The 19,554-nt window shown below is 64.5% G+C and carries 22 protein-coding genes; 18 read left to right on the top strand and 4 right to left on the bottom strand.

What is annotated here, in order from left to right:
* Nucleotides 1–69 precede the first annotated feature (69 nt).
* The 18 genes from KUV49_RS14770 (at nt 70) to nuoN (ending at nt 16,080) form a co-directional block, all read left to right on the top strand.
* Entirely contained in the window at nt 70–360 is a 291-nt protein-coding gene (locus KUV49_RS14770; RefSeq protein ID WP_261391222.1) for a hypothetical protein, read from the top strand.
* Nucleotides 360–1,598: an NADH-quinone oxidoreductase subunit E gene (locus KUV49_RS14765; protein WP_222450607.1), complete on the top strand. Its 1,239-nt coding sequence runs from the start codon at nt 360–362 to the stop codon at nt 1,596–1,598. Before KUV49_RS14770 ends, KUV49_RS14765 begins: the two co-directional genes overlap by 1 nt.
* A gap of 32 nt (nt 1,599–1,630) precedes the next feature.
* The gene (locus KUV49_RS21555) at nt 1,631–2,572 is read left to right on the top strand and encodes a hypothetical protein (protein WP_261391221.1); all 942 of its coding nucleotides are present in this window, start codon (nt 1,631–1,633) and stop codon (nt 2,570–2,572) included.
* 13 nt (nt 2,573–2,585) lie between these two features.
* On the top strand, nt 2,586–2,798 hold the full coding sequence (locus KUV49_RS14755; protein WP_222450606.1) for a DUF5337 domain-containing protein: 213 nt from the start codon (nt 2,586–2,588) through the stop codon (nt 2,796–2,798).
* Nucleotides 2,799–2,808: 10 nt separating this feature from the next.
* Nucleotides 2,809–4,104 carry an NADH-quinone oxidoreductase subunit NuoF gene (gene nuoF, locus KUV49_RS14750; protein ID WP_222450605.1) on the top strand — a complete coding sequence of 432 codons (1,296 nt, stop codon included), beginning with the start codon at nt 2,809–2,811 and terminating at the stop codon, nt 4,102–4,104.
* A 7-nt stretch (nt 4,105–4,111) separates the two neighbouring features.
* Entirely contained in the window at nt 4,112–4,609 is a 498-nt protein-coding gene (locus tag KUV49_RS14745; protein ID WP_222450604.1) for a DUF3291 domain-containing protein, read from the top strand.
* A gap of 31 nt (nt 4,610–4,640) precedes the next feature.
* Nucleotides 4,641–5,000, top strand: coding sequence for a hypothetical protein (locus KUV49_RS14740; protein ID WP_222450603.1), 360 nt, complete (start codon nt 4,641–4,643; stop codon nt 4,998–5,000).
* Nucleotides 5,001–5,121: 121 nt separating this feature from the next.
* Complete coding sequence (locus KUV49_RS14735; RefSeq protein WP_222450602.1) at nt 5,122–5,535, top strand: DUF5333 domain-containing protein; 414 nt, start codon at nt 5,122–5,124, stop codon at nt 5,533–5,535.
* Between the two features lie 6 nt (nt 5,536–5,541).
* Nucleotides 5,542–7,551 carry an NADH-quinone oxidoreductase subunit NuoG gene (nuoG, locus tag KUV49_RS14730; RefSeq protein WP_222450601.1) on the top strand — a complete coding sequence of 670 codons (2,010 nt, stop codon included), beginning with the start codon at nt 5,542–5,544 and terminating at the stop codon, nt 7,549–7,551.
* A complete protein-coding gene (locus KUV49_RS14725; protein WP_152492838.1) occupies nt 7,548–7,955 on the top strand; it encodes a hypothetical protein in 408 nt (135 codons plus the stop codon). Before nuoG ends, KUV49_RS14725 begins: the two co-directional genes overlap by 4 nt.
* 7 nt (nt 7,956–7,962) lie before the next feature.
* The gene (gene nuoH / locus KUV49_RS14720; RefSeq protein WP_222450600.1) at nt 7,963–9,000 is read left to right on the top strand and encodes an NADH-quinone oxidoreductase subunit NuoH; all 1,038 of its coding nucleotides are present in this window, start codon (nt 7,963–7,965) and stop codon (nt 8,998–9,000) included.
* A gap of 5 nt (nt 9,001–9,005) precedes the next feature.
* Nucleotides 9,006–9,500 (top strand): NADH-quinone oxidoreductase subunit NuoI, encoded by a 495-nt coding sequence (nuoI, locus tag KUV49_RS14715; RefSeq protein WP_057789875.1) that lies wholly within the window; start codon nt 9,006–9,008, stop codon nt 9,498–9,500.
* Entirely contained in the window at nt 9,497–9,910 is a 414-nt protein-coding gene (locus KUV49_RS14710) for a carboxymuconolactone decarboxylase family protein (RefSeq protein WP_152492836.1), read from the top strand. The genes nuoI and KUV49_RS14710 overlap by 4 nt, the downstream gene beginning before the upstream one ends.
* Nucleotides 9,907–10,515, top strand: coding sequence for an NADH-quinone oxidoreductase subunit J (locus KUV49_RS14705; protein ID WP_152492835.1), 609 nt, complete (start codon nt 9,907–9,909; stop codon nt 10,513–10,515). The genes KUV49_RS14710 and KUV49_RS14705 overlap by 4 nt, the downstream gene beginning before the upstream one ends.
* 134 nt (nt 10,516–10,649) lie before the next feature.
* Complete coding sequence (gene nuoK, locus KUV49_RS14700; RefSeq protein ID WP_057789867.1) at nt 10,650–10,955, top strand: NADH-quinone oxidoreductase subunit NuoK; 306 nt, start codon at nt 10,650–10,652, stop codon at nt 10,953–10,955.
* A 4-nt stretch (nt 10,956–10,959) separates the two neighbouring features.
* Nucleotides 10,960–13,095 carry an NADH-quinone oxidoreductase subunit L gene (nuoL, locus tag KUV49_RS14695; protein ID WP_222450599.1) on the top strand — a complete coding sequence of 712 codons (2,136 nt, stop codon included), beginning with the start codon at nt 10,960–10,962 and terminating at the stop codon, nt 13,093–13,095.
* The gene (locus tag KUV49_RS14690; protein WP_222450598.1) at nt 13,095–14,642 is read left to right on the top strand and encodes an NADH-quinone oxidoreductase subunit M; all 1,548 of its coding nucleotides are present in this window, start codon (nt 13,095–13,097) and stop codon (nt 14,640–14,642) included. The genes nuoL and KUV49_RS14690 overlap by 1 nt, the downstream gene beginning before the upstream one ends.
* Before the next feature lie 4 nt (nt 14,643–14,646).
* Complete coding sequence (nuoN, locus tag KUV49_RS14685; protein WP_222450597.1) at nt 14,647–16,080, top strand: NADH-quinone oxidoreductase subunit NuoN; 1,434 nt, start codon at nt 14,647–14,649, stop codon at nt 16,078–16,080.
* A 165-nt stretch (nt 16,081–16,245) separates the two neighbouring features.
* Here the strand turns inward: nuoN and KUV49_RS14680 are convergent, their stop codons facing one another.
* The 4 genes from KUV49_RS14680 to phnC are packed head-to-tail and all read right to left on the bottom strand — an operon-like array spanning nt 16,246 to nt 19,518.
* Nucleotides 16,246–17,148 (bottom strand): TIGR01459 family HAD-type hydrolase, encoded by a 903-nt coding sequence (locus KUV49_RS14680; RefSeq protein ID WP_315899515.1) that lies wholly within the window; start codon nt 17,146–17,148, stop codon nt 16,246–16,248.
* Nucleotides 17,145–17,954: a phosphonate ABC transporter, permease protein PhnE gene (phnE, locus tag KUV49_RS14675; RefSeq protein ID WP_222450596.1), complete on the bottom strand. Its 810-nt coding sequence runs from the start codon at nt 17,952–17,954 to the stop codon at nt 17,145–17,147. The genes KUV49_RS14680 and phnE (KUV49_RS14675) overlap by 4 nt, the downstream gene beginning before the upstream one ends.
* The gene (gene phnE / locus KUV49_RS14670; protein ID WP_152492828.1) at nt 17,951–18,745 is read right to left on the bottom strand and encodes a phosphonate ABC transporter, permease protein PhnE; all 795 of its coding nucleotides are present in this window, start codon (nt 18,743–18,745) and stop codon (nt 17,951–17,953) included. The genes phnE (KUV49_RS14675) and phnE (KUV49_RS14670) overlap by 4 nt, the downstream gene beginning before the upstream one ends.
* On the bottom strand, nt 18,742–19,518 hold the full coding sequence (phnC, locus tag KUV49_RS14665) for a phosphonate ABC transporter ATP-binding protein (RefSeq protein WP_222450595.1): 777 nt from the start codon (nt 19,516–19,518) through the stop codon (nt 18,742–18,744). The genes phnE (KUV49_RS14670) and phnC overlap by 4 nt, the downstream gene beginning before the upstream one ends.
* Nucleotides 19,519–19,554: the final 36 nt, after the last annotated feature.

Below are 19,554 nucleotides of genomic sequence, written 5' to 3'. Positions count from 1 at the left end.
ACAACAGCACTTTTCCCTGTAGAAAAACAAGGCCGGACAGGGGCGGCGACGGTTTGGAGAGACGAGACGATGAAGACAAGACTGGGTTTGATGGGCGCCGCTGTGGCGATGGGGATCGTCGCAGGCTGCACCGCGCCGCCCGAAGGAACGGGCGAGCAGGACGTGGCCAAGTTCCAGGTCGCGGTGGCCAGCATCGGCTGCACCCTGAAGACCGAGGCGGATTACCTGCCGGTCGAATTGCAGACCGGCCTCAGCCGCGAACAATCGACCCAGATGGCCGCCTACATGGTCACCACCGAACGCGCCGTGCGCCTTGAGGGCGGCGGGATCAGAATGACGACAGGAGCGTGCGCAGCCTGATGCTGAGACGTCTACACAGAGAACAGCCGGAGAGCTTTGCCTTCACGCCCGACAACCAGGCGTGGGCCGAGGCGCAGATCTCGAAATACCCGCAAGGGCGCCAGGCGAGTGCCATCATCCCGCTGCTGTGGCGTGCGCAGGAGCAGGAGGGCTGGCTGACCCGTCCGGCGATCGAGCATATCGCCGAGATGCTGGAAATGGCGCATATCCGGGCGCTGGAAGTGGCCAGCTTCTATTTCATGTTCCAGCTGTCGCCGGTGGGCAGCGTGGCGCATTTCCAGATTTGCGGCACCACGTCCTGCATGATCTGCGGGGCCGAGGATCTGGTGGCGGTCTGCCGCGAGAAGATCGCCGACAAGCCGCATACTGTCAGCGCGGATGGCAAGTTCAGCTGGGAAGAGGTGGAGTGCCTGGGGGCCTGCGCCAACGCGCCGATGGCGCAGATCGGCAAGGATTACTACGAGGACCTGACCGCCGAGCGGTTCGCCGAGATGATCGACGAGTTCGCCGCCGGCACGGTGCCGGTGCCGGGGCCGCAGAACGGGCGCTATGCGTCGGAACCCAAGGCGGGGCTGACCACGCTGAAGGAGTTCGATTCGGGCCACACGAAATACAATGGCTCGGTGCAGCGCGCGGTGGACCTGGGCGACACAATCAAGCGGATCGACGGCACCGAGGTGCCGCTGGTGGCGCCCTGGCGCGAGCATGGCGCCAACCATCAGCCCGCGCCGCCGAAGGTGAAGCTGAACGAGTCGCCGGCCAATCCGGGGCTGAAGGCCCCGAAACCGGACCGCGCCGAAGGCCGGCCGGCCGACGATACCGGCGCGACCAAGGCCGAGGCACCGGCCAAGAGCAAGGCCAACCCGGTGTCCAAGGACGAACCGGCAGGCGAGGACAAGAGCGACAAGGCCAAGCCGGCCAAACCCGCTGCGGCGGCGGATGGCGGCGACGAGGGCACCAAGCCCGAGACGCTGGACGCTGCCCGCGAGGGCGGGCCGGATGACCTGAAGCTGATCAAGGGCGTGGGGCCGAAGCTGGAGCAGCTTCTGCACTCCATGGGCTTTTACCATTTCGACCAGATCGCCGCATGGGGGCCACGGGAAGTGGCCTGGGTGGATCAGAACCTGGAAGGATTCAAGGGCCGCGTGAGCCGGGACGATTGGGTCTCGCAGGCGCAGGTGCTGGCCGATGGCGGAACGACGGAATTTTCGAAGAAAGTCAAAAAGGGGGACGTCTGATAGACGATCTTCACGCCATAGGGAGTTGAGCCATGTTCGAAGATAAATTCGGGTCACAGTGCAAGCTGGTATGCTTGGGTGTCGGCGTTTGTGCGGGGATCATCGCGATCTACGCGGCGCTGGCGAAGGTGGGGATATTCGCCGCGCTTCTGCTGGGGATCGCGATGGGCGTGTTCATGGCGTTGGTTCTGATGCAGCTGTTCTGCACGGGCGAAAACGCGGACCTGGGGCAGATGGAGGAGCTGCCCGAGGGAAGTGCGGCCGCCGGGGCGTCAGCCGGTGGCAAACCGTCCGGCCCGCCGAAGGCGAACGCGCCGAAGGACCGGGGCACGCCTGTGCCGAACGCGCCGGTGCCCAACCCGCCCAAGCCCAACCCGCCGGTGGGCAGCGCGCCCGAGCCGGTCCTGCCGAACAAGGCCGATCCGCTGAACGCGCGTACCGGCATGGGCACCAGTGCCGCCGCGGCGGGCACCGACAAGGTCGCGATGCGGGCCGAGACGCATGCGGGCGGCAACGATGCCGCGACGGCGCAGGACCCGGCCTTTACCTCGGCCTCGACGGATGCCGAAGCGGGCGCGAAGGTGGACCCGGCGCCGAAAGCCGCGCCCAAGCCGGCGAAAACGACAAAGGCCAAGCCGAAAGCCAAGGCCAAGGCCAAGGCCGCTGACTCGGGCGAAGAGAACGTGGGCACCAAGCCCGCCACCCTGGACGCCCCGCGCGGCGGCAGCGCCGACAACCTTAAGGAAATCAAGGGCGTCGGACCCAAGCTGGAAGGCGTGCTGCACGACATGGGGTTCTACCATTTCGACCAGATCGCCAACTGGACCGACCAGGAGGTGGCCTGGGTCGATGCGAACCTGATCGGTTTCAAGGGCCGGGTGAGCCGCGACAACTGGATCGACCAGGCGAAAACCCTGGCCGCGGGCGGCGAGACCGAGTTCTCGAAGCGCGTGGACAAGGGCAACGTGTACTGAATGAGCGAGGCGCATGAGCAAACGCGACCAAGTGCCGAAAAAGGGCCGACGCGCCGGGCTGGTGATTGCCGGAACGGGCGTGTTCTGGGTGCTTGTCACCCTGATCGGCGAGAAGGAGGGGTTCAGCACCGGGCTGCGCCTCGCCTTCGACCTCGTGGCGCTGGCGGGTTTTCTCTTCGCCTTCTGGCTGATCTATCAAATCTGGCGCGACAGCCGGGGAAACTAGGGGTTATCTGATGCTGAAGGATCAGGATCGTATCTTTACCAATCTCTACGGGATGCACGACCGGAGCCTGAAGGGCGCGCAGGCGCGCGGCCACTGGGACGGCACCAAAACCATCCTGGAGAACGGGCGCGAGTGGATCATCGAGCAGATGAAGGCCAGCGGGCTGCGCGGCCGGGGCGGTGCGGGCTTTCCCACCGGGCTCAAGTGGTCGTTCATGCCCAAGGAAAGCGACGGGCGGCCTGCCTACCTGGTGGTCAATGCCGACGAATCCGAGCCGGGCACCTGCAAGGACCGCGAGATCATGCGGCACGATCCGCATACGCTGATCGAGGGGTGCCTGATCGCCAGCTACGCGATGCAGGCCCACGCGTGCTATATCTATATCCGCGGTGAATACATCCGCGAGCGCGAGGCGTTGCAGGCGGCCATCGACGAGGCCTACGAGGCCGGGCTGATCGGCAGGAACGCCTGCAAGTCGGGATACGATTTCGACCTCTACCTGGCGCATGGCGCGGGGGCGTATATCTGCGGCGAGGAAACCGCGCTGCTGGAAAGCCTGGAAGGCAAGAAGGGGATGCCCCGGATGAAGCCGCCGTTTCCGGCCGGGGCGGGGCTGTATGGCTGCCCCACGACGGTGAACAACGTGGAGAGCATCGCGGTGGTGCCGACGATCCTGCGGCGGGGCGCGGACTGGTTCGCCGGGTTCGGGCGGCCCAACAACGCGGGCACCAAGATCTTTGCCGTGTCGGGCCACGTGAACAACCCGTGCGTGGTCGAGGACGCGATGTCGATCAGCTTTGAAGAGTTGATCGAGAAGCATTGCGGCGGCATCAGAGGCGGCTGGGACAACCTGAAGGCGGTCATTCCCGGCGGCTCGTCCGTGCCGTGCGTGCGCGGCGAGAACATGAAGGACGCGATCATGGATTTCGACGCGCTGCGCGAGGTCGGGTCGAGCCTGGGCACCGCGGCGGTGATCGTGATGGACCAAAGCACGGACATCATCAAGGCGATCTGGCGGCTGTCGAAATTCTACAAGCACGAAAGCTGTGGGCAATGCACGCCCTGCCGCGAGGGCACCGGCTGGATGATGCGGGTGATGGACCGGCTGGTGAAGGGCGAGGCGGAGGTCGAGGAGATCGACATGCTGTTCGACGTGACCAAGCAGGTCGAGGGGCACACGATCTGTGCGCTTGGCGACGCGGCGGCCTGGCCCATTCAGGGTCTCATTCGCAACTTCCGCGACGAGATCGAAGACCGGATCAAGGCGCAGAAGACGGGCCGCGTGTCCGCCGTGGCGGCGGAGTAGGGTGCCGATGGACGGAACATACCAACTTGCCCAGCTGAACGTCGGTCGCCTGGTCGCGCCCACGGACGACCCGCGCGTGGCGGAGTTCATGGGCGCGCTCGACCGGATCAACGGTATGGGCAAGCGGATGCCGGGATTCGTGTGGATGATGGAAGGCTCGGGCGAGCCGGGCACGGGCAACACCGGGAACAATATCGGTGACGATCCGCGGTTCGTGGCCAACCTGACCGTCTGGGAGGACGTGGAGAGCCTGGAGAATTTCGTCTGGAACACCGTGCACCGGCAGTTCTATGAACGCCGGGCGGAATGGTTCGAGGTGATGGGGAGCATGCATTTCGTCATGTGGTGGGTGCCCGAGGGGCATCGGCCGGCGCTGGACGAGGCGCTGGAACGGCTGGAGCACCTGAAGGCTGAGGGCGACAGCGACCATGCCTTTGGCTGGTCGTACCTGGAAGAGGCCAGGCTGTGGCGGAGCCGCGGCTGTTCCCCGGTGGCGGCGGAATGACAAGAACGAAAGGCCTAAGAGCGTGAAGACGATGACACATATCCTGAGCGGGCGGGGGGCGCGGACCCTCGTGCTGGCGCTGATGGCGGGTGCGATGCTGGCGGGATGTGCCCGCAACTCCGAGCGCGTCACGTTCAACGGCGTGTTCTACAAGCAGAAGTCCAAGGCCGCCTCGAAGGACAATCGCCAGCTGTTCGTGGTCACGGTGCCGCGGGTCGATCGCGGCTATGACGGCGCGCTGGCGGCGGGGGCCTACGAGGGCAAGCGGTACTGCGTGCAGAATTTCGGCACCTCCGAAATCGAATGGTACCGCAGCCCGCTGGCGCCGCGTGGCACGGTGCAGCCCGACGGCAACAAGCTGACCTTCACCGGGAAATGCGTTCTGTGGTAATTTCACCTTTCATATCAAGGGCATGGACCGGCTGTTATTGCATAACAGCGGCACGCGCGTCCATCTGCGCAGCAGATGGCGCGGCGGATGGTCCGGGCGCCCTTCGTGAAAGGAAGAAGATATGAAACGTGTATCGAGCAAGATCGTGGGCCTGGCCCTGGGCGCGGCCCTGACGGCGGCGGCGATGCCCGCGCAGGCGGGATTGAAGGACGAGGCCGGTATCAATCAGGGGCTGCTCAACCTTGCGGCCGCCGACAAGATCCGCCGCGAGTGCGGCAGCATCGGCGGGCGCTTGTTCCGGGCGCAATCCTATGCCAATGCGCTGAAGAAAGCGGCGGCCGAGCGCGGCTACAGCGAGGCCGAGATCGACGCCTACATCAACAACGACGCCAACAAGGCGGCCATGCGCGAGCGGCGCAACGCGTATTTCAAATCGAAAGGGGCCAGCAATCTTGACCCCGCAAGCCTGTGTGTTCTGGGCCAGGCCGAAATGGCCAAGGGCAGCCAGATCGGGCAGCTTCTGAGAGCAAAGTGAGAACGTATGTCTGACCTTCGCAAAATCATCATCGACGATCACGAAGTGGAAGTGGACGGGGCAATGACCCTGATCCAGGCCTGCGAGCAGGTGGGGATCGAGATCCCGCGGTTCTGCTACCACGAGCGGCTGTCGATCGCGGGCAATTGCCGGATGTGTCTTGTGGAGGTTGTCGGCGGGCCGCCGAAACCGGCGGCCAGCTGCGCCATGCAGGTGCGCGATCTGCGGCCCGGCCCCGAGGGCCAGCCGCCGGTCGTGCGCACCAACAGCCCGATGGTCAAGAAGGCCCGCGAAGGCGTGATGGAGTTCCTGCTGATCAACCACCCGCTGGACTGCCCGATCTGCGACCAGGGCGGCGAGTGCGATTTGCAAGACCAGGCAATGGCTTACGGCGTGGACTTCAGCCGCTACCGCGAGCCGAAGCGTGCGACCGAGGACCTGAACCTGGGGCCGCTGGTGGAAACCCACATGACGCGCTGCATTTCCTGCACCCGTTGCGTGCGTTTCACCACCGAGGTGGCGGGGATCAACCAGATGGGCCAGACCGGCCGGGGCGAGGATGCCGAGATCACCGCCTATCTGGGCGAGACGCTGGACAGCAACATGCAGGGCAACATCATCGACCTGTGCCCCGTTGGGGCGCTGGTTTCCAAGCCCTACGCCTTCACGGCCCGTCCGTGGGAGCTGACCAAGACGGAAACCATCGACGTGATGGACGCGCTGGGGTCCAACATCCGGGTGGACACCAAGGGGCGCGAAGTGATGCGCATCCTGCCGCGCAACCATGACGGCGTGAACGAGGAGTGGATTTCCGACAAGACGCGCTTTGCCTGGGACGGGCTGCGCCGGCAACGTCTGGACAGGCCCTACATCCGCGAGAACGGCAAGCTTCGCCCGGCCACCTGGCCCGAGGCGTTGGGCAAGGCCGCCGAAGCGATGAAGGACAAAACGGTGGCGGGCCTCGTGGGCGACCTGGCTCCGATGGAGGCCGCCTTTGCGCTGAAGCAGCTGGTCGAAGGCCAGGGCGGGCGCGTGGAATGCCGCACGGACGGCGCGCACCTGGTGGCGGGCAACCGCTCGGCCTATGTGGGCACGGCGCGCATCGAGGATATCGACACGGCGAAGAAGATCGTGCTGATCGGCACCGATCCGGGCAACGAGTCGCCGGTTCTGAACGCGCGCATTCGCAAGGCGTGGCTGCGCGGCGCGGAGGTGACCCATGCCGGGCAACCGGCGGAGCTGACCTATGAGGCAACCGAGCTGGGCGCGCGCAACCGGGTGCTGCCGCAACTGCTGTCCGACGCCAAGGAGACCGAGGACGCGATCGTGATCGTCGGGCAGGGCGCGCTGATCGGTGAGGGCGGGCCTGCGGCGCTGAGCACGGCGATGCAACTGACCGAGAAGATGGGCGGCAAGTTGCTGGTGCTGCACACCGCCGCGTCGCGCGTGGGCGCGATGGATGCGGGCTGTGTGACCGAGGGCGGCGTGACGGCGGCGCTGGAGGGGGCCGAGGTGATCTACAACCTTGGGGCCGACGAGATCGAGATCGCGGACGGGCCGTTTGTGATTTACCAGGGCAGCCATGGCGACCGGGGGGCGCATCGCGCCGACATCATCCTGCCTGCCGCCGCCTATACCGAGGAACAGGGTGTCTTCGTGAACACCGAAGGCCGGCCGCAGCTGGCGCTGCGTGCAGGCCATCCGCCGGGCGAGGCCAAGGAAAACTGGGCGATTCTGCGGGCGCTGTCGGGCGAGATGGGCGCGGTGCTGCCCTTCGACAGCCTGGCGCAGCTGCGCCGCGCGCTGATCGAGGCGGTGCCGCATGTGGCGCAGATCGACGCGGTGCCGGCCAACGAGTGGACCTTGGTGGAAAAGGTCGAGCCGTCGGCGGGGTCCATCGGGGCGGCGTTGGGCGATCACTACCTGACCAATCCGATTGCCCGCGCCAGCGCGCTGATGGCCGAGCTGAGCGCCAACGCCAAGGACCGCCGCGAAGCGCCGGTGGCCGCGGAATGACGCAAGCCGCGTTCGGCATATGGGCGCTGTCGGTCATGGCCTTCGCGGGCCTGGCCGCCTGTGCCGCGCCGGGTGCGGACCCGGAGGAGGCGTTCACCCCCGAGTACCGGGGAATCGAGACGCGCCTGCTGGACGGCGACCTGGTGAATTTCCGGGTCGAGATGGCCGGGGCGCGGGACGCAGAGGACGTGAGCCAATACGCCGAATGCGCGGCGGCCGAGTACACGCTGATCCGGGGATACGGATTTGCGCGCCACGTGCGCACGAATGTGGACGAACGGGGTGGCATCTGGACCGCAGATGCGGTTTACACCATCTCGCCGTCGCTGCCCGGCGGCATCATAAGGATCGACGCGGAAGTCGTGGCCGCCAACTGTGCGGAGAACGGGATACCGACGGTATGAGGGACGAATGGCTGAATTTCTGACAACCCCGTTTGGGACCTTTGTCCTGATCATGGCGCAATGCCTTGCGGTGGTGGGCTTCGTGATGATCTCGCTGCTGTTCCTGGTGTACGGCGACCGCAAGATCTGGGCCGCGGTGCAGATGCGGCGGGGGCCGAACGTGGTGGGTGTCTATGGCCTGTTGCAGACGGTGGCCGACGCGCTGAAATACGTGGTCAAGGAGGTCGTGGTGCCCGCGGGCGCGGACCGGACCGTGTTCATGATGGCGCCGATGGCCAGTTTCGTGCTGGCGGTTCTGGCCTGGGCGGTGATTCCGCTGAATGACGGCTGGGTCCTGTCGGACATCAACGTGGCGGTCCTGTTCGTCTTTGCCGTGTCGTCGCTGGAAGTCTACGGCGTTATCATGGGCGGCTGGGCCTCGAACTCGAAATACCCGTTCCTGGGCTCTCTGCGCTCGGCGGCGCAGATGATTTCCTACGAGGTCAGCATCGGCCTGATCATCATCGGGGTGATCATCTCGACCGGGTCGCTGAACTTCGGGTCGATCGTGGCGGCGCAGGATACCAATTACGGCTTCTTCGGCTGGTACTGGTTGCCGCACCTGCCGATGGTGTTCCTGTTCTTCATCTCGTGCCTGGCGGAGACCAACCGCCCGCCCTTCGACCTGCCGGAAGCGGAATCGGAGCTGGTGGCGGGCTACCAGGTGGAATACTCCTCGACGCCCTTCCTGCTGTTCATGGCCGGCGAGTACATCGCGATCTTCCTGATGTGTGCGCTGACCTCGCTGCTGTTTTTCGGCGGGTGGCTGTCGCCCATTCCGGGGCTGCCCGATGGCGTTCTCTGGATGGTCGCGAAGATGGCGTTCTTCTTCTTCCTCTTCGCCATGGTGAAGGCGATCACGCCGCGCTACCGCTATGACCAGCTGATGCGGCTGGGGTGGAAGGTGTTCCTGCCGCTGAGCCTCGCCTGGGTGGTCATCGTGTCCTTCCTGGCGAAATTCGAAGTCTTCGGGTCGTTCTGGGCCCGCTACGCAATGGGAGGCTGACGACCATGACGCAGATCGATTACGGACGCGCGGCGGGGTACTTCCTGCTGAAGGATGTGTTTCACGGCTTCAAGCTGGGGTTCAAATACTTCTTTGCGCCCAAGGCGACGCTGAACTACCCGCATGAGAAGGGGCCCCTGAGCCCGCGGTTCCGGGGCGAGCACGCGTTGCGGCGCTATCCCAATGGCGAGGAGCGGTGCATTGCCTGCAAGCTCTGCGAAGCCATTTGCCCCGCGCAGGCGATCACTATCGACGCCGAGCCGCGCGACGACGGCAGCCGCCGCACGACCCGGTACGACATCGACATGACCAAGTGCATCTATTGCGGGTTCTGCCAGGAGGCCTGCCCGGTGGATGCCATCGTGGAGGGTCCGAATTTCGAGTTCGCCACCGAGACCCGCGAAGAGCTGTTCTATGACAAGCAGAAACTCTTGGAGAACGGCGAGCGGTGGGAAGCCGAGATCGCCCGCAACCTGGAAATGGACGCGCCCTACAGATGAGCAACCCGACGAACCCGTTCGAGGCCATGATGGCGCAGGCGCAGGAGATGGTGAAAACCATGAATCCGGCGCTGGAGTCGTTCTCGCCCAAGGGGTTCGAGGCGATGTGGCCGACCATGCCGAAGGAATTCATGGAGATGATGTTCGGCAAGGGCATCAGCAAGGACGGGCTGGATGCCAAGACGCGCCTGCTGATCACGCTTGCGGGGTTGACCATGCTGGGCGCGCAGAGCGATACGCAGATCAGGATGACCGTGCGCCACGCGCTGGAGGCGGGCGCCACGAAAGACGAGATTGCCGAGACCATCGCGATGATGGCGATGTTTGCCGGTATCCCGTCCATGAACCGGGCGATGGATTTCGCCCGCGAGGTCATGGACGAGGCCAAAGACGAGGACAGTGAGACATGACCATCGCCGCGTTTTCATTCTATCTCTTTGCGGTCTCGCTGCTGGCCGGTGGGCTGTTCACGGTGGTCAGCCGGAACCCGGTGCACTCGGTCCTGTGGCTGATCCTGGCGTTTTTGTCGGCGGCCGGCCTCTTCGTTCTGTTGGGGGCGGAGTTCGTGGCGATGCTCTTGATCATCGTCTACGTGGGCGCCGTGGCGGTGCTGTTCCTGTTCGTCGTGATGATGCTGGACGTGGATTTCGCCGAGCTGAAGGCGGAGATGGCGAAGTACATGCCGCTGGCCCTGCTGATCGGGATCATCCTGCTGATGCAGTTCGGCATTGCCTTCGGCAACTGGCAGATGGCCACGGATGCCGAGGGCGCGCGCGCCGCCGTCACGCCGACGGACCTGGAGAACACCAAGGCGCTGGGGATGTTGCTCTATGACAAGTATTTCCTGCTGTTCCAGCTGGCGGGCCTGATCCTGCTGGTGGCGATGATGGGCGCGATCGTGCTGACCCTGCGCCACCGCTCGGACGTCAAGCGGCAGGACGTGCTGGCGCAGATGTACCGCGACCCGGCCAAGGCGATGGAACTGAAAGACGTGAAACCGGGGCAGGGGCTGTGATCCTGCCGACCGCGCCCCGGACCTGATCCGGGGCCTTCCGGACCAGGGCGTCCGGGCAAGAGACAAAGAGGTCCCGGGTCAGGCCCGGGACGGGATGAAAAGACAAGCGAACGGGCACGGCCCGGAGGGACGACATGATTGGACTGGAGCATTACCTGACGGTGGCGGCGGCGCTGTTCGTCATCGGGATATTCGGGCTTTTCCTGAACAGGAAGAACGTGATCATCCTCTTGATGTCGATCGAGCTGATGCTGTTGTCGGTCAACGTGAACCTCGTGGCGTTCTCCAGTTTCCTGGGCGACATGGTGGGGCAGGTCTTTACCCTGTTCGTGCTGACCGTGGCCGCCGCCGAGGCCGCCATTGGCCTCGCGATCCTGGTCTGCTTCTTCCGCAACCGCGGCACGATCGCCGTGGAAGACGTCAACGTGATGAAGGGCTGAGGGCATGGAACAGATCATTCTCTTCGGCCCGCTTCTGGGCGCCATCATTGCGGGCTTCGGCTGGCGCGTCATCGGGGACGCGGGCGCGCAGTGGGTGACCACGGGGCTGTTGTTCCTGTCGGCCTTCCTGAGCTGGATCGTGTTCTTCAGCTTTGACGGGACCACGCAGTACATCCACATCCTCGACTGGATCCAGTCGGGCGATCTGGACGTGGCGTGGTCGATCCGGCTGGACCGGCTGACGGCGATCATGCTGATCGTCATCACCTCGGTGTCGGCGCTCGTCCACCTCTATTCCATGGGCTACATGGCCCATGACGAGAATTTCCGCGACGACGAGAGCTATCGCCCGCGCTTCTTTGCCTATCTGAGCCTGTTCACATTCGCCATGCTGATGCTGGTGACGGCGGACAACCTGGCGCAGATGTTCTTTGGCTGGGAGGGCGTGGGCCTGGCGTCCTACCTGCTGATCGGGTTCTATTTCCGCAAGCCAAGCGCCAATGCCGCCGCCATCAAGGCCTTCGTGGTGAACCGGGTGGGGGATTTCGGCTTTGCGCTGGGGATCTTCGCGCTGTTCTTCCTGACCGGGTCGATCAATTTCGACGACGTGTTCGCGGCGGCCCCCGAGCTGGCCGACACGCAGCTGACATTCCTGTGGACGGAGTGGAACGCGGCGAACCTGATCGCCTTCCTGCTGTTCGTGGGGGCGATGGGGAAATCGGCGCAGCTTTTCCTGCACACCTGGCTGCCGGACGCGATGGAAGGCCCGACGCCGGTGTCGGCGCTGATCCACGCGGCGACGATGGTGACGGCGGGCGTGTTCCTGGTGTGCCGTATGTCGCCACTGATGGAATTCGCGCCCGGCGCGCTGGCCTTCGTCACGGTGCTGGGCGGCATGACGGCGTTCTTTGCGGCCACGGTGGGGCTGGTGCAGAACGACATCAAGCGCGTCATCGCCTATTCGACCTGTTCGCAGCTGGGCTACATGTTCGTGGCCGCCGGCGTGGGCGCCTATTCAGTGGCGATGTTCCACCTGTTCACCCACGCGTTCTTCAAGGCGATGCTGTTCCTTGGTGCGGGGTCTGTCATCCACGGGATGCATCACGAGCAGGACATGCGGAACTATGGCGGGCTGCGCAAGAAGCTGCCCTATACGTTCTGGGCGATGCTGATCGGGACGCTCGCGATCACCGGCGTGGGCATTCCGCTGACCACGATCGGCTTTGCCGGGTTCCTGTCGAAGGACGCGATCATCGAGAGCGCCTATGCGGGCACCAGCGGCGGCTTTGCCTTCTGGGCGCTGGTCATTGCGGCGCTCTTCACCAGCTTTTACAGCTGGCGGCTGATGTTCCTGACCTTCTGGGGCGAGCCGCGCGGCGACAAGCACACCCACGAGCACGCGCATGAAAGCCCGATGGTGATGGTCGCGCCGCTGGGCGTGCTGGCGCTGGGGTCGATCTTTGCCGGCATGATCTGGTACAACAGCTTCTTCGGGCATACCGACACGGTGGCGAAGTTCTTTGGCGTGCCCTACGCGGAAGAGCAGCACCACGAGGAGGGGGCCGAGAGCCACGGTGAAGAGACCGCGGCGGCCGACGAGGCGCATGGTGACGAGAGCCATGCCGAGGAAGGCGAGGCCCATGCGGCGGGCGAGGGCGAGCATCACTATGTCTTCACCGGCGAGCCGGGCGAGGGCGCGATCTATGCCGCCGAGGGCAACACGATCCTGAACGACGCCCACGCGGTGCCGAAATGGGTCAAGGTCAGCCCCTTCGTGGCGATGATCATCGGCTTCCTGACGGCGCTGTGGTTCTACATCCTGAACCCGTCGATCCCCGGACGGCTGGCCGAGAACCAGCGCCCGCTGTACCTGTTCCTGCTGAACAAGTGGTATTTCGACGAGATCTACGACTTCGTCTTCGTGCGGCCAGCGAAACGGCTGGGCGGTTTCCTGTGGAAGAAGGGTGACGGCAACGTCATCGACGGCACCATCAACGGTGTCGCGATGGGGATCATCCCGTTCTTCACCCGCCTCGCCGGCAGGGCGCAGTCGGGATATATCTTTACCTATGCGTTCGCCATGGTCATCGGGATCGCGGTGCTTGTGACGTGGATGAGCCTGAGCGGGGGAGCGAACTAATGGAAAACCTGCTTTCCATCACCACCTTCATCCCCGCCATCGCGGCCTTCATTCTGGCCGTGTTCCTGCGCGGTGAGGACGAGGCGGCGCAGCGCAATGCCAAGTGGGTGGCGCTGATCGCGACCGGGCTGACTTTCCTGGTGTCGCTGTTCATCCTGTTTGATTTCGACCCGAACAACACCGGCTTTCAGTTCGTGGAAGAGCGCGAGTGGCTGCTGGGCCTGCAATACAAGATGGGCGTGGACGGGATCAGCGTGCTGTTCGTGATGCTGACCACGTTCATGATGCCGATCACCATCGCCGCGTCGTGGAACGTGACGCACCGGGTGAAGGAATACATGATCGCCTTCCTTCTGCTGGAAACGCTGATGCTGGGCGTGTTCATGGCGCTGGACCTGGTGCTGTTCTACCTGTTCTTCGAGGCGGGGCTGATCCCGATGTTCCTGATCATCGGGATCTGGGGCGGCAAGGAGCGGATCTACGCGTCGTTCAAGTTCTTCCTCTACACCTTCCTCGGGTCGGTCCTGATGCTGGTGGCGATGGTCGCCATGTTCGCCGAGGCGGGCACCACGGATATTCCGACGCTGATGACCCACGCCTTCGGGTCCGAGGATTTCTATGTCCTTGGCGTGCAGATCGTGGGCGGCATGCAGACGCTGCTGTTCATCGCGTTCTTCGCCAGTTTCGCGGTGAAGATGCCGATGTGGCCGGTGCATACCTGGCTGCCGGATGCGCACGTGCAGGCGCCCACCGCAGGCTCGGTCGTGCTGGCGGCGATCCTGCTGAAGATGGGTGGCTACGGCTTCTTGCGGTTCAGCCTGCCGATGTTCCCGGTGGGCTCCGAAGTTTTGACGCCGCTGGTCCTGTGGATGTCGGCCATCGCCATCGTCTACACCTCGCTGGTGGCACTGGCGCAGGAGGACATGAAGAAGCTGATCGCCTATTCGTCGGTGGCCCACATGGGCTACGTCACCATGGGGATCTTTGCGGCGAACCAGCAGGGGATCGACGGTGCGATCTTCCAGATGCTGAGCCACGGCTTCATCTCGGGCGCGCTCTTCCTTTGCGTGGGCGTCATTTATGACCGGATGCACACGCGCGAGATCGACGCCTATGGCGGCCTCGTGAACCGGATGCCGGCCTATGCGCTGATCTTCATGCTGTTCACCATGGCCAATGTGGGCCTGCCGGGCACGTCCGGGTTCATCGGGGAGTTCCTGACGCTGATGGGAATCTTCAAGGTCAACACCTGGGTGGCGCTGGTGGCGACCTCGGGCGTGATCCTGTCGGCGGCCTATGCGCTGTGGCTCTATCGCCGGGTGGTGCTGGGCGACCTGATCAAGGAGAGCCTGAAGTCGATCAAGGACATGACGCGGCGCGAGAAGGCGATCTTTGCCCCGCTGGTGGTCATGACCCTGCTTTTGGGCGTCTATCCCAGCCTTGTGACCGACATCATCGGCCCCTCGGTCGAGGCGCTGATTTCCAACTATGAAACGGCCCTGGTCGACGCGGAGAGCGCGACCAAGCTGGCCGCTGCGACGGAGTAGTCCCATGCAGGCAGACCTGAATGTAATCCTGCCGGAGATCCTGATCTCGGTGTACGCGATGGCGGCGATGCTGGGCGTGGCCTATACCGGCAAGGACCGCTTTGCGCCGCTGCTGGTGTGGATCACGGCGACGGTCTTCGTGGTGATGGCGGCCTGGATCGGGTTTTCCGGCGAGGGCACGCGCACGGCCTTTGGCGGCATGTTCAACGATGACGGGTTCGCGCGGTTCGCCAAGGTGGCGGTGCTGCTGTCCGCGGCGGCGGTGCTGCTGATGGGGCAGGACTACATGGCGCGTCGCGACATGCTGCGGTTCGAGTATCCGCTGCTGGTGGCGCTGGCGGCCGTGGGCATGATGATGATGGTCAGCGCGGGCGACCTGATGGCGCTTTACATGGGGCTGGAGTTGCAGTCGCTGGCGCTCTACGTCGTGGCCTCGCTGCGGCGGGACAGCGTGAAATCGACCGAGGCGGGGCTGAAATACTTCGTGCTGGGGGCGCTGAGCTCGGGCATCCTGCTTTATGGCGCGTCTCTGGTCTATGGCTATACCGGCACGACGCTGTTTTCCGGGATCATCGCGTCGGCCGAGGGGCAGGCACCCATTGGCCTGCTGATCGGGCTGGTCTTCGTGCTGGCGGGGCTGGCCTTCAAGGTCTCTGCCGTGCCGTTCCACATGTGGACGCCGGATGTCTATGAAGGGTCCCCCACGCCGATCACGGCCTTCTTCGCCACCGCGCCCAAGATGGCGGCGATGGCGCTGTTCGCGCGCGTGGCGCATGACGCGTTCGGCGGCGTGGTGGGCGACTGGCAGCAGGTGATCGCGGTGCTGTCGCTGTTGTCGATGTTCCTGGGCGGGATCGCCGCCATCGGACAGAGGGATATCAAGCGGCTGATGGCCTATTCGTCGATCGCGCATATGGGCTACGCCCTGATGGGGCTGGCCGCGGGCACGGCGTTCGGCGTGCAGGCGATGCTGGTCTACATGGCCATCTACGTGACGATGAACGTGGGCACCTTCGCCTTTATCCTGTCGATGGAACGCGACGGGCGGCCGGTGACGGATATTGCCAGCCTGAACCTCTACAGCCGCGCCCATCCGGGCCGGGCGCTGGCGATGCTGATCCTGATGTTCAGCCTTGCGGGCGTGCCGCCTTTCCTGGGCTTCTTCGGCAAGCTTTACGTGCTGCGGGCCGCGTATGATGGCGGGCTTGCCTGGCTGGCGGTGGCCGGTGTGATCGCGTCGGTGATCGGGGCGTTCTATTACCTGCGCATCGTCTTCTTCATGTATTTCGGCGAAGAGGGCGAACCGCTGGAGGCCGGCAAGTCGCCGGTTCTGTGGGGCTTCCTGATGGTATCGGCGGCGATCATGGTCGTGGGGATGCTGAACATGTTCGGTGTCGAGGCCATGGCGCAGGCGGCGGCGGCGACGCTGGTCGACTGAACCGGATCGCAGCCTGGAAAAAGGGGGCGCGCCGATGGCGCGTCCCTTTGTTTTTCGGGCGCCTCCGGCGGGAGTAATTTTCGAACGGTTCTACCTATTTACCTCGGGTGCCTGAGGCGTGAGGGCGTATCGCTACCCCTCGTTCTGTCCAGAGACACGTCACTGTCATATCTGATCGACAATGATGTCCGGAACAATGCCGGATCGCGTGATGGCATCGCCTTCGTCTATCCCGACCAGTGACCCGAAGCCGGTTACCAGGGCAGTGGCAAATCCCATGTGCCGTCCGCCCAGAATGTCGGTGTGCAAGGTGTCGCCGACCATGAGGACACGCGATGGCGGGGGCCTTACCGGCAGGCGCGACAGGGCGATGTCGTATATGCCGGCAAAGGGCTTGCCCAGAAAATCGACGCCGCCCAGCCCAAGGTCGGCGAGCCGGTGCGCGTAGTAGCCGGGTTCCAGCGACAGGGCGGCCTCGCGCGGGGCCACGATGTCGGGATTGCCGACGACGATGGGGCGGGGCCGCTTGACCAGCGCGTCTTCCAGAAGGCGCTGGCGGTCTTCCGTCCAGCCGTCCGAGCCGATCAAGAGGACTCCCTCCGCAGCGTCGTAAGCATCGGCGTCGTCTTTCAGAAACGTCGTCTGGATGCCTTCGAATTCCTCGGTCCCGTAGGTGTCCGAGAGCATGAGGCCCCAGTGTCTTCGCGGGGCATCGGCAAGATACGCCAACAGAGTGTCACGACTGGTCACGACCTCCCCGGGCGCGAAATCGAACCCGAGACGGGCGTAGCGTTCCATCATCAGGCGTTTGGGATAGCCCGCAGAGTTCGACACGACCATCACCGTCTTGCCCGCCATACGCAGCGCCGCGATGCGCTCGGCCGCGCCCGGAATCGGCGCCTCGCCCACGTTCAGGACGCCATAGGCATCGAGCAGGATCACGTCATAGGGGGCTGCCATATCCGCAAGCGTCTGCGCACGGATCGGCGCGCCGGAGAACTCCGCCGGCGGCAGGCGGTGTCGGATGTCGAGGTAGACCTCGAACGCCTCGGCGGTGCCCCGGATCACAGGATACGGCGGCGCAGGAAGGCCGAGACAACCTCTCCGACGATCACCAGCACCAGGATCGCGATCAGTACGGTTGCGGCTTCGGGCCAGTTGAACGTGTCGATTGCGCCCTGCAGGATGATGCCGATGCCGCCCGCGCCGACAAGTCCCAGCACGGTGGATTCGCGCAGGTTGATGTCCCAGCGCAGGATCGACACGGCCCAGAACGTGGGCATGACCTGCGGTATGATGGCGTAGACGATGACCTTGAAGCGCGACGCGCCGGTGGCTTCCAGCGCCTCGACCGGGCGCCTGTCGATTTCTTCGATGGCCTCGCCCAGCAACTTGCCTATGAAGCCGATGGAGCGGAACATGATCGCCACGATCCCGGCCAGGACGCCGGGCCCGAAGATCGCCACGAAGAGCAGGGCCCAGATGATCGTGTTGACCGACCGCGACGTGACCAGGATGAGCCGCCCCAGCCAGAGCGTCGCGCGGTTGGGGGTCGTGTTCTGCGCGGCGATATAGGCGACCGGCAGCGACATGAAGACGGCTATGATTGTGGCGATGGTTGCGATGTTGACCGTCTCGACCAGGACGCGCAGGATCGTCCAGAGATTGGTCGCGTCGGGCGGATACATGCGCCCGAAAAGGTCGCCCATCTGTTGGGGCGAATCCCAGACCCAGGCCCAGACGACCTCGATCGAGGTCAGCGCCCAGGCGATGGCCGCGGCGCAGACGGCGAAGATGCCGAACCGCCGGGCCTTCTGCTTTGGCGTGTAGCGCGACCAGTCCTCGCGGCCGAACTGCTCGGATATGCTGTTCATCCCACTCGCTTCCTGATGTAGCCCGAGACGCCTTCCGACACGAGGATCACCGCGACGATGACGATGGTGATCGCGAAGGCGAAGTCATAGTCGTAGCGCCCGAAGGCATTGGCGAGGGTTGCGCCTATGCCGCCCGCCCCGACGATGCCCACCACGGCGGAGGCGCGCAGGTTCGAATCCAGCTGGTAGATCGTCAGGCCGATCTGGCGCGGCATGATTTGCGGGAAGATCGCGTAGAACAGGGTAGAGAGATACGGCGCCCCGGCGGCGCGGGTCGCCTCGACCTGGCCCATGTCGATTTCCTCGATCCTTTCGGCCAGCAACTTGGCGACGAAACCGATGGAATAGACCACCAGCGTCAGCACCCCTGCAAACGGGCCAAAACCCACGGCCTTGACGAAGATGATGGCGACGATCACCGGGTGGAAACTGCGTGCCACGATGATGATGAAGCGTCCCAGGTAGAAGATGGGCAAAGGGGCCACGTTGCGCGCCGCCATGAAGGCGATGGGAATGGACAGGATGACGCCGCCCGCTGTCGCGAGAATGGCGATCTTGATGCTTTCGAGAAAGCCGTCGATCAGCAATCCGCTGCGCTCGAAGCTTGGGGGGATCGCTCCGCCGAAGATGCGTCCGGCGCGGTCCACGCCTTCGACGACGCGTTGCCAGTCGATGGGGATCGTGGCGATCACCCAGACCACGTAGACCAGCGCCCCGATATAGACGGCCCAGCGAAGCCACCGATTGGCAATGAAGGGCGGTCGGCGCCATGTGTCGGGATGGTTGCTCATTGCGCGACCACCGGATCCGTGCTGCGATCGGCGTGCGGGCTGCCGGAATAGATCTGGTCCATGGCCTCCTGATCCAGCTTCGCCGGAACATCGTCGAAGATGATCCGTCCGTAGCGCATCCCGACGATGCGGTCCGTGTACTCCTTGGCCTCGGCCACGTTGTGGATGTTGATCACCACCGGCAGCTTCAACTCGCCCGCGAGATCACGCAGAAGGCCCATGATCTGCTCGGACGTCTTGGGGTCGAGCGAGGCCGTCGGCTCGTCCGCGAGCAGGATATCGGGATCTTGCATGAGGGCGCGCACGACGCCGACGCGCTGTCGTTCGCCGCCCGAAAGCTGGTCGGCGCGCTTGTTGGCGTAATGCGCGATGCCGACGCGTTCCATCAGTTCGTAGGCGCGGCGAATGTCCGCCTTGGGATAACGCCGCAGGATCGCGGCCCATGTCGGGATATAGCCCAGCCGGCCCGACTGGACGTTCTCCATCACCGTCAGCCGGTCCACGAGGTTGAAGCCCTGGAACACCATCCCGATCTTGCGCCGCGCCGCGCGCAGCTTGGCACCCCGCAGGTGCGTCAGTTCGGTCCCGTTGAGATTGATACTTCCCGACGTCGGTTCGACCAGCCGGTTGATGCAGCGCAGGAGTGTCGACTTGCCCGCGCCCGACGAGCCGATGATCGACACGACGGTCTGCCCCTCGATCGTCAGATCGAGATCCTTGAGGACCGGGTCACCGCCGTCGTAGCGCTTGACCAGGTCGGTAATCTTCAGCATTCGCGTGTTCCTCCGGACAAGGACCGGCACGCGGCG

The organism is Roseovarius atlanticus (assembly GCF_019802205.1).
In the GTDB taxonomy this organism is placed as follows: domain Bacteria; phylum Pseudomonadota; class Alphaproteobacteria; order Rhodobacterales; family Rhodobacteraceae; genus Roseovarius; species Roseovarius atlanticus_A.
Note: the sequence above shows the minus strand (reverse complement) of the source record. Positions and strands in the feature narration are given on the sequence as shown.

Coding starts and splice junctions, on each gene's coding strand:
- KUV49_RS14770 (WP_261391222.1), top strand. CDS start 70: ATGAAGACAAGACTGGGTTTGATGGGCGCCGCTGTGGCGATGGGGATC.
- KUV49_RS14765 (WP_222450607.1), top strand. CDS start 360: ATGCTGAGACGTCTACACAGAGAACAGCCGGAGAGCTTTGCCTTCACG.
- KUV49_RS21555 (WP_261391221.1), top strand. CDS start 1,631: ATGTTCGAAGATAAATTCGGGTCACAGTGCAAGCTGGTATGCTTGGGT.
- KUV49_RS14755 (WP_222450606.1), top strand. CDS start 2,586: ATGAGCAAACGCGACCAAGTGCCGAAAAAGGGCCGACGCGCCGGGCTG.
- nuoF (WP_222450605.1), top strand. CDS start 2,809: ATGCTGAAGGATCAGGATCGTATCTTTACCAATCTCTACGGGATGCAC.
- KUV49_RS14745 (WP_222450604.1), top strand. CDS start 4,112: ATGGACGGAACATACCAACTTGCCCAGCTGAACGTCGGTCGCCTGGTC.
- KUV49_RS14740 (WP_222450603.1), top strand. CDS start 4,641: ATGACACATATCCTGAGCGGGCGGGGGGCGCGGACCCTCGTGCTGGCG.
- KUV49_RS14735 (WP_222450602.1), top strand. CDS start 5,122: ATGAAACGTGTATCGAGCAAGATCGTGGGCCTGGCCCTGGGCGCGGCC.
- nuoG (WP_222450601.1), top strand. CDS start 5,542: ATGTCTGACCTTCGCAAAATCATCATCGACGATCACGAAGTGGAAGTG.
- KUV49_RS14725 (WP_152492838.1), top strand. CDS start 7,548: ATGACGCAAGCCGCGTTCGGCATATGGGCGCTGTCGGTCATGGCCTTC.
- nuoH (WP_222450600.1), top strand. CDS start 7,963: ATGGCTGAATTTCTGACAACCCCGTTTGGGACCTTTGTCCTGATCATG.
- nuoI (WP_057789875.1), top strand. CDS start 9,006: ATGACGCAGATCGATTACGGACGCGCGGCGGGGTACTTCCTGCTGAAG.
- KUV49_RS14710 (WP_152492836.1), top strand. CDS start 9,497: ATGAGCAACCCGACGAACCCGTTCGAGGCCATGATGGCGCAGGCGCAG.
- KUV49_RS14705 (WP_152492835.1), top strand. CDS start 9,907: ATGACCATCGCCGCGTTTTCATTCTATCTCTTTGCGGTCTCGCTGCTG.
- nuoK (WP_057789867.1), top strand. CDS start 10,650: ATGATTGGACTGGAGCATTACCTGACGGTGGCGGCGGCGCTGTTCGTC.
- nuoL (WP_222450599.1), top strand. CDS start 10,960: ATGGAACAGATCATTCTCTTCGGCCCGCTTCTGGGCGCCATCATTGCG.
- KUV49_RS14690 (WP_222450598.1), top strand. CDS start 13,095: ATGGAAAACCTGCTTTCCATCACCACCTTCATCCCCGCCATCGCGGCC.
- nuoN (WP_222450597.1), top strand. CDS start 14,647: ATGCAGGCAGACCTGAATGTAATCCTGCCGGAGATCCTGATCTCGGTG.
- phnE (WP_222450596.1), bottom strand. CDS start 17,954: ATGAACAGCATATCCGAGCAGTTCGGCCGCGAGGACTGGTCGCGCTAC.
- phnE (WP_152492828.1), bottom strand. CDS start 18,745: ATGAGCAACCATCCCGACACATGGCGCCGACCGCCCTTCATTGCCAAT.
- phnC (WP_222450595.1), bottom strand. CDS start 19,518: ATGCTGAAGATTACCGACCTGGTCAAGCGCTACGACGGCGGTGACCCG.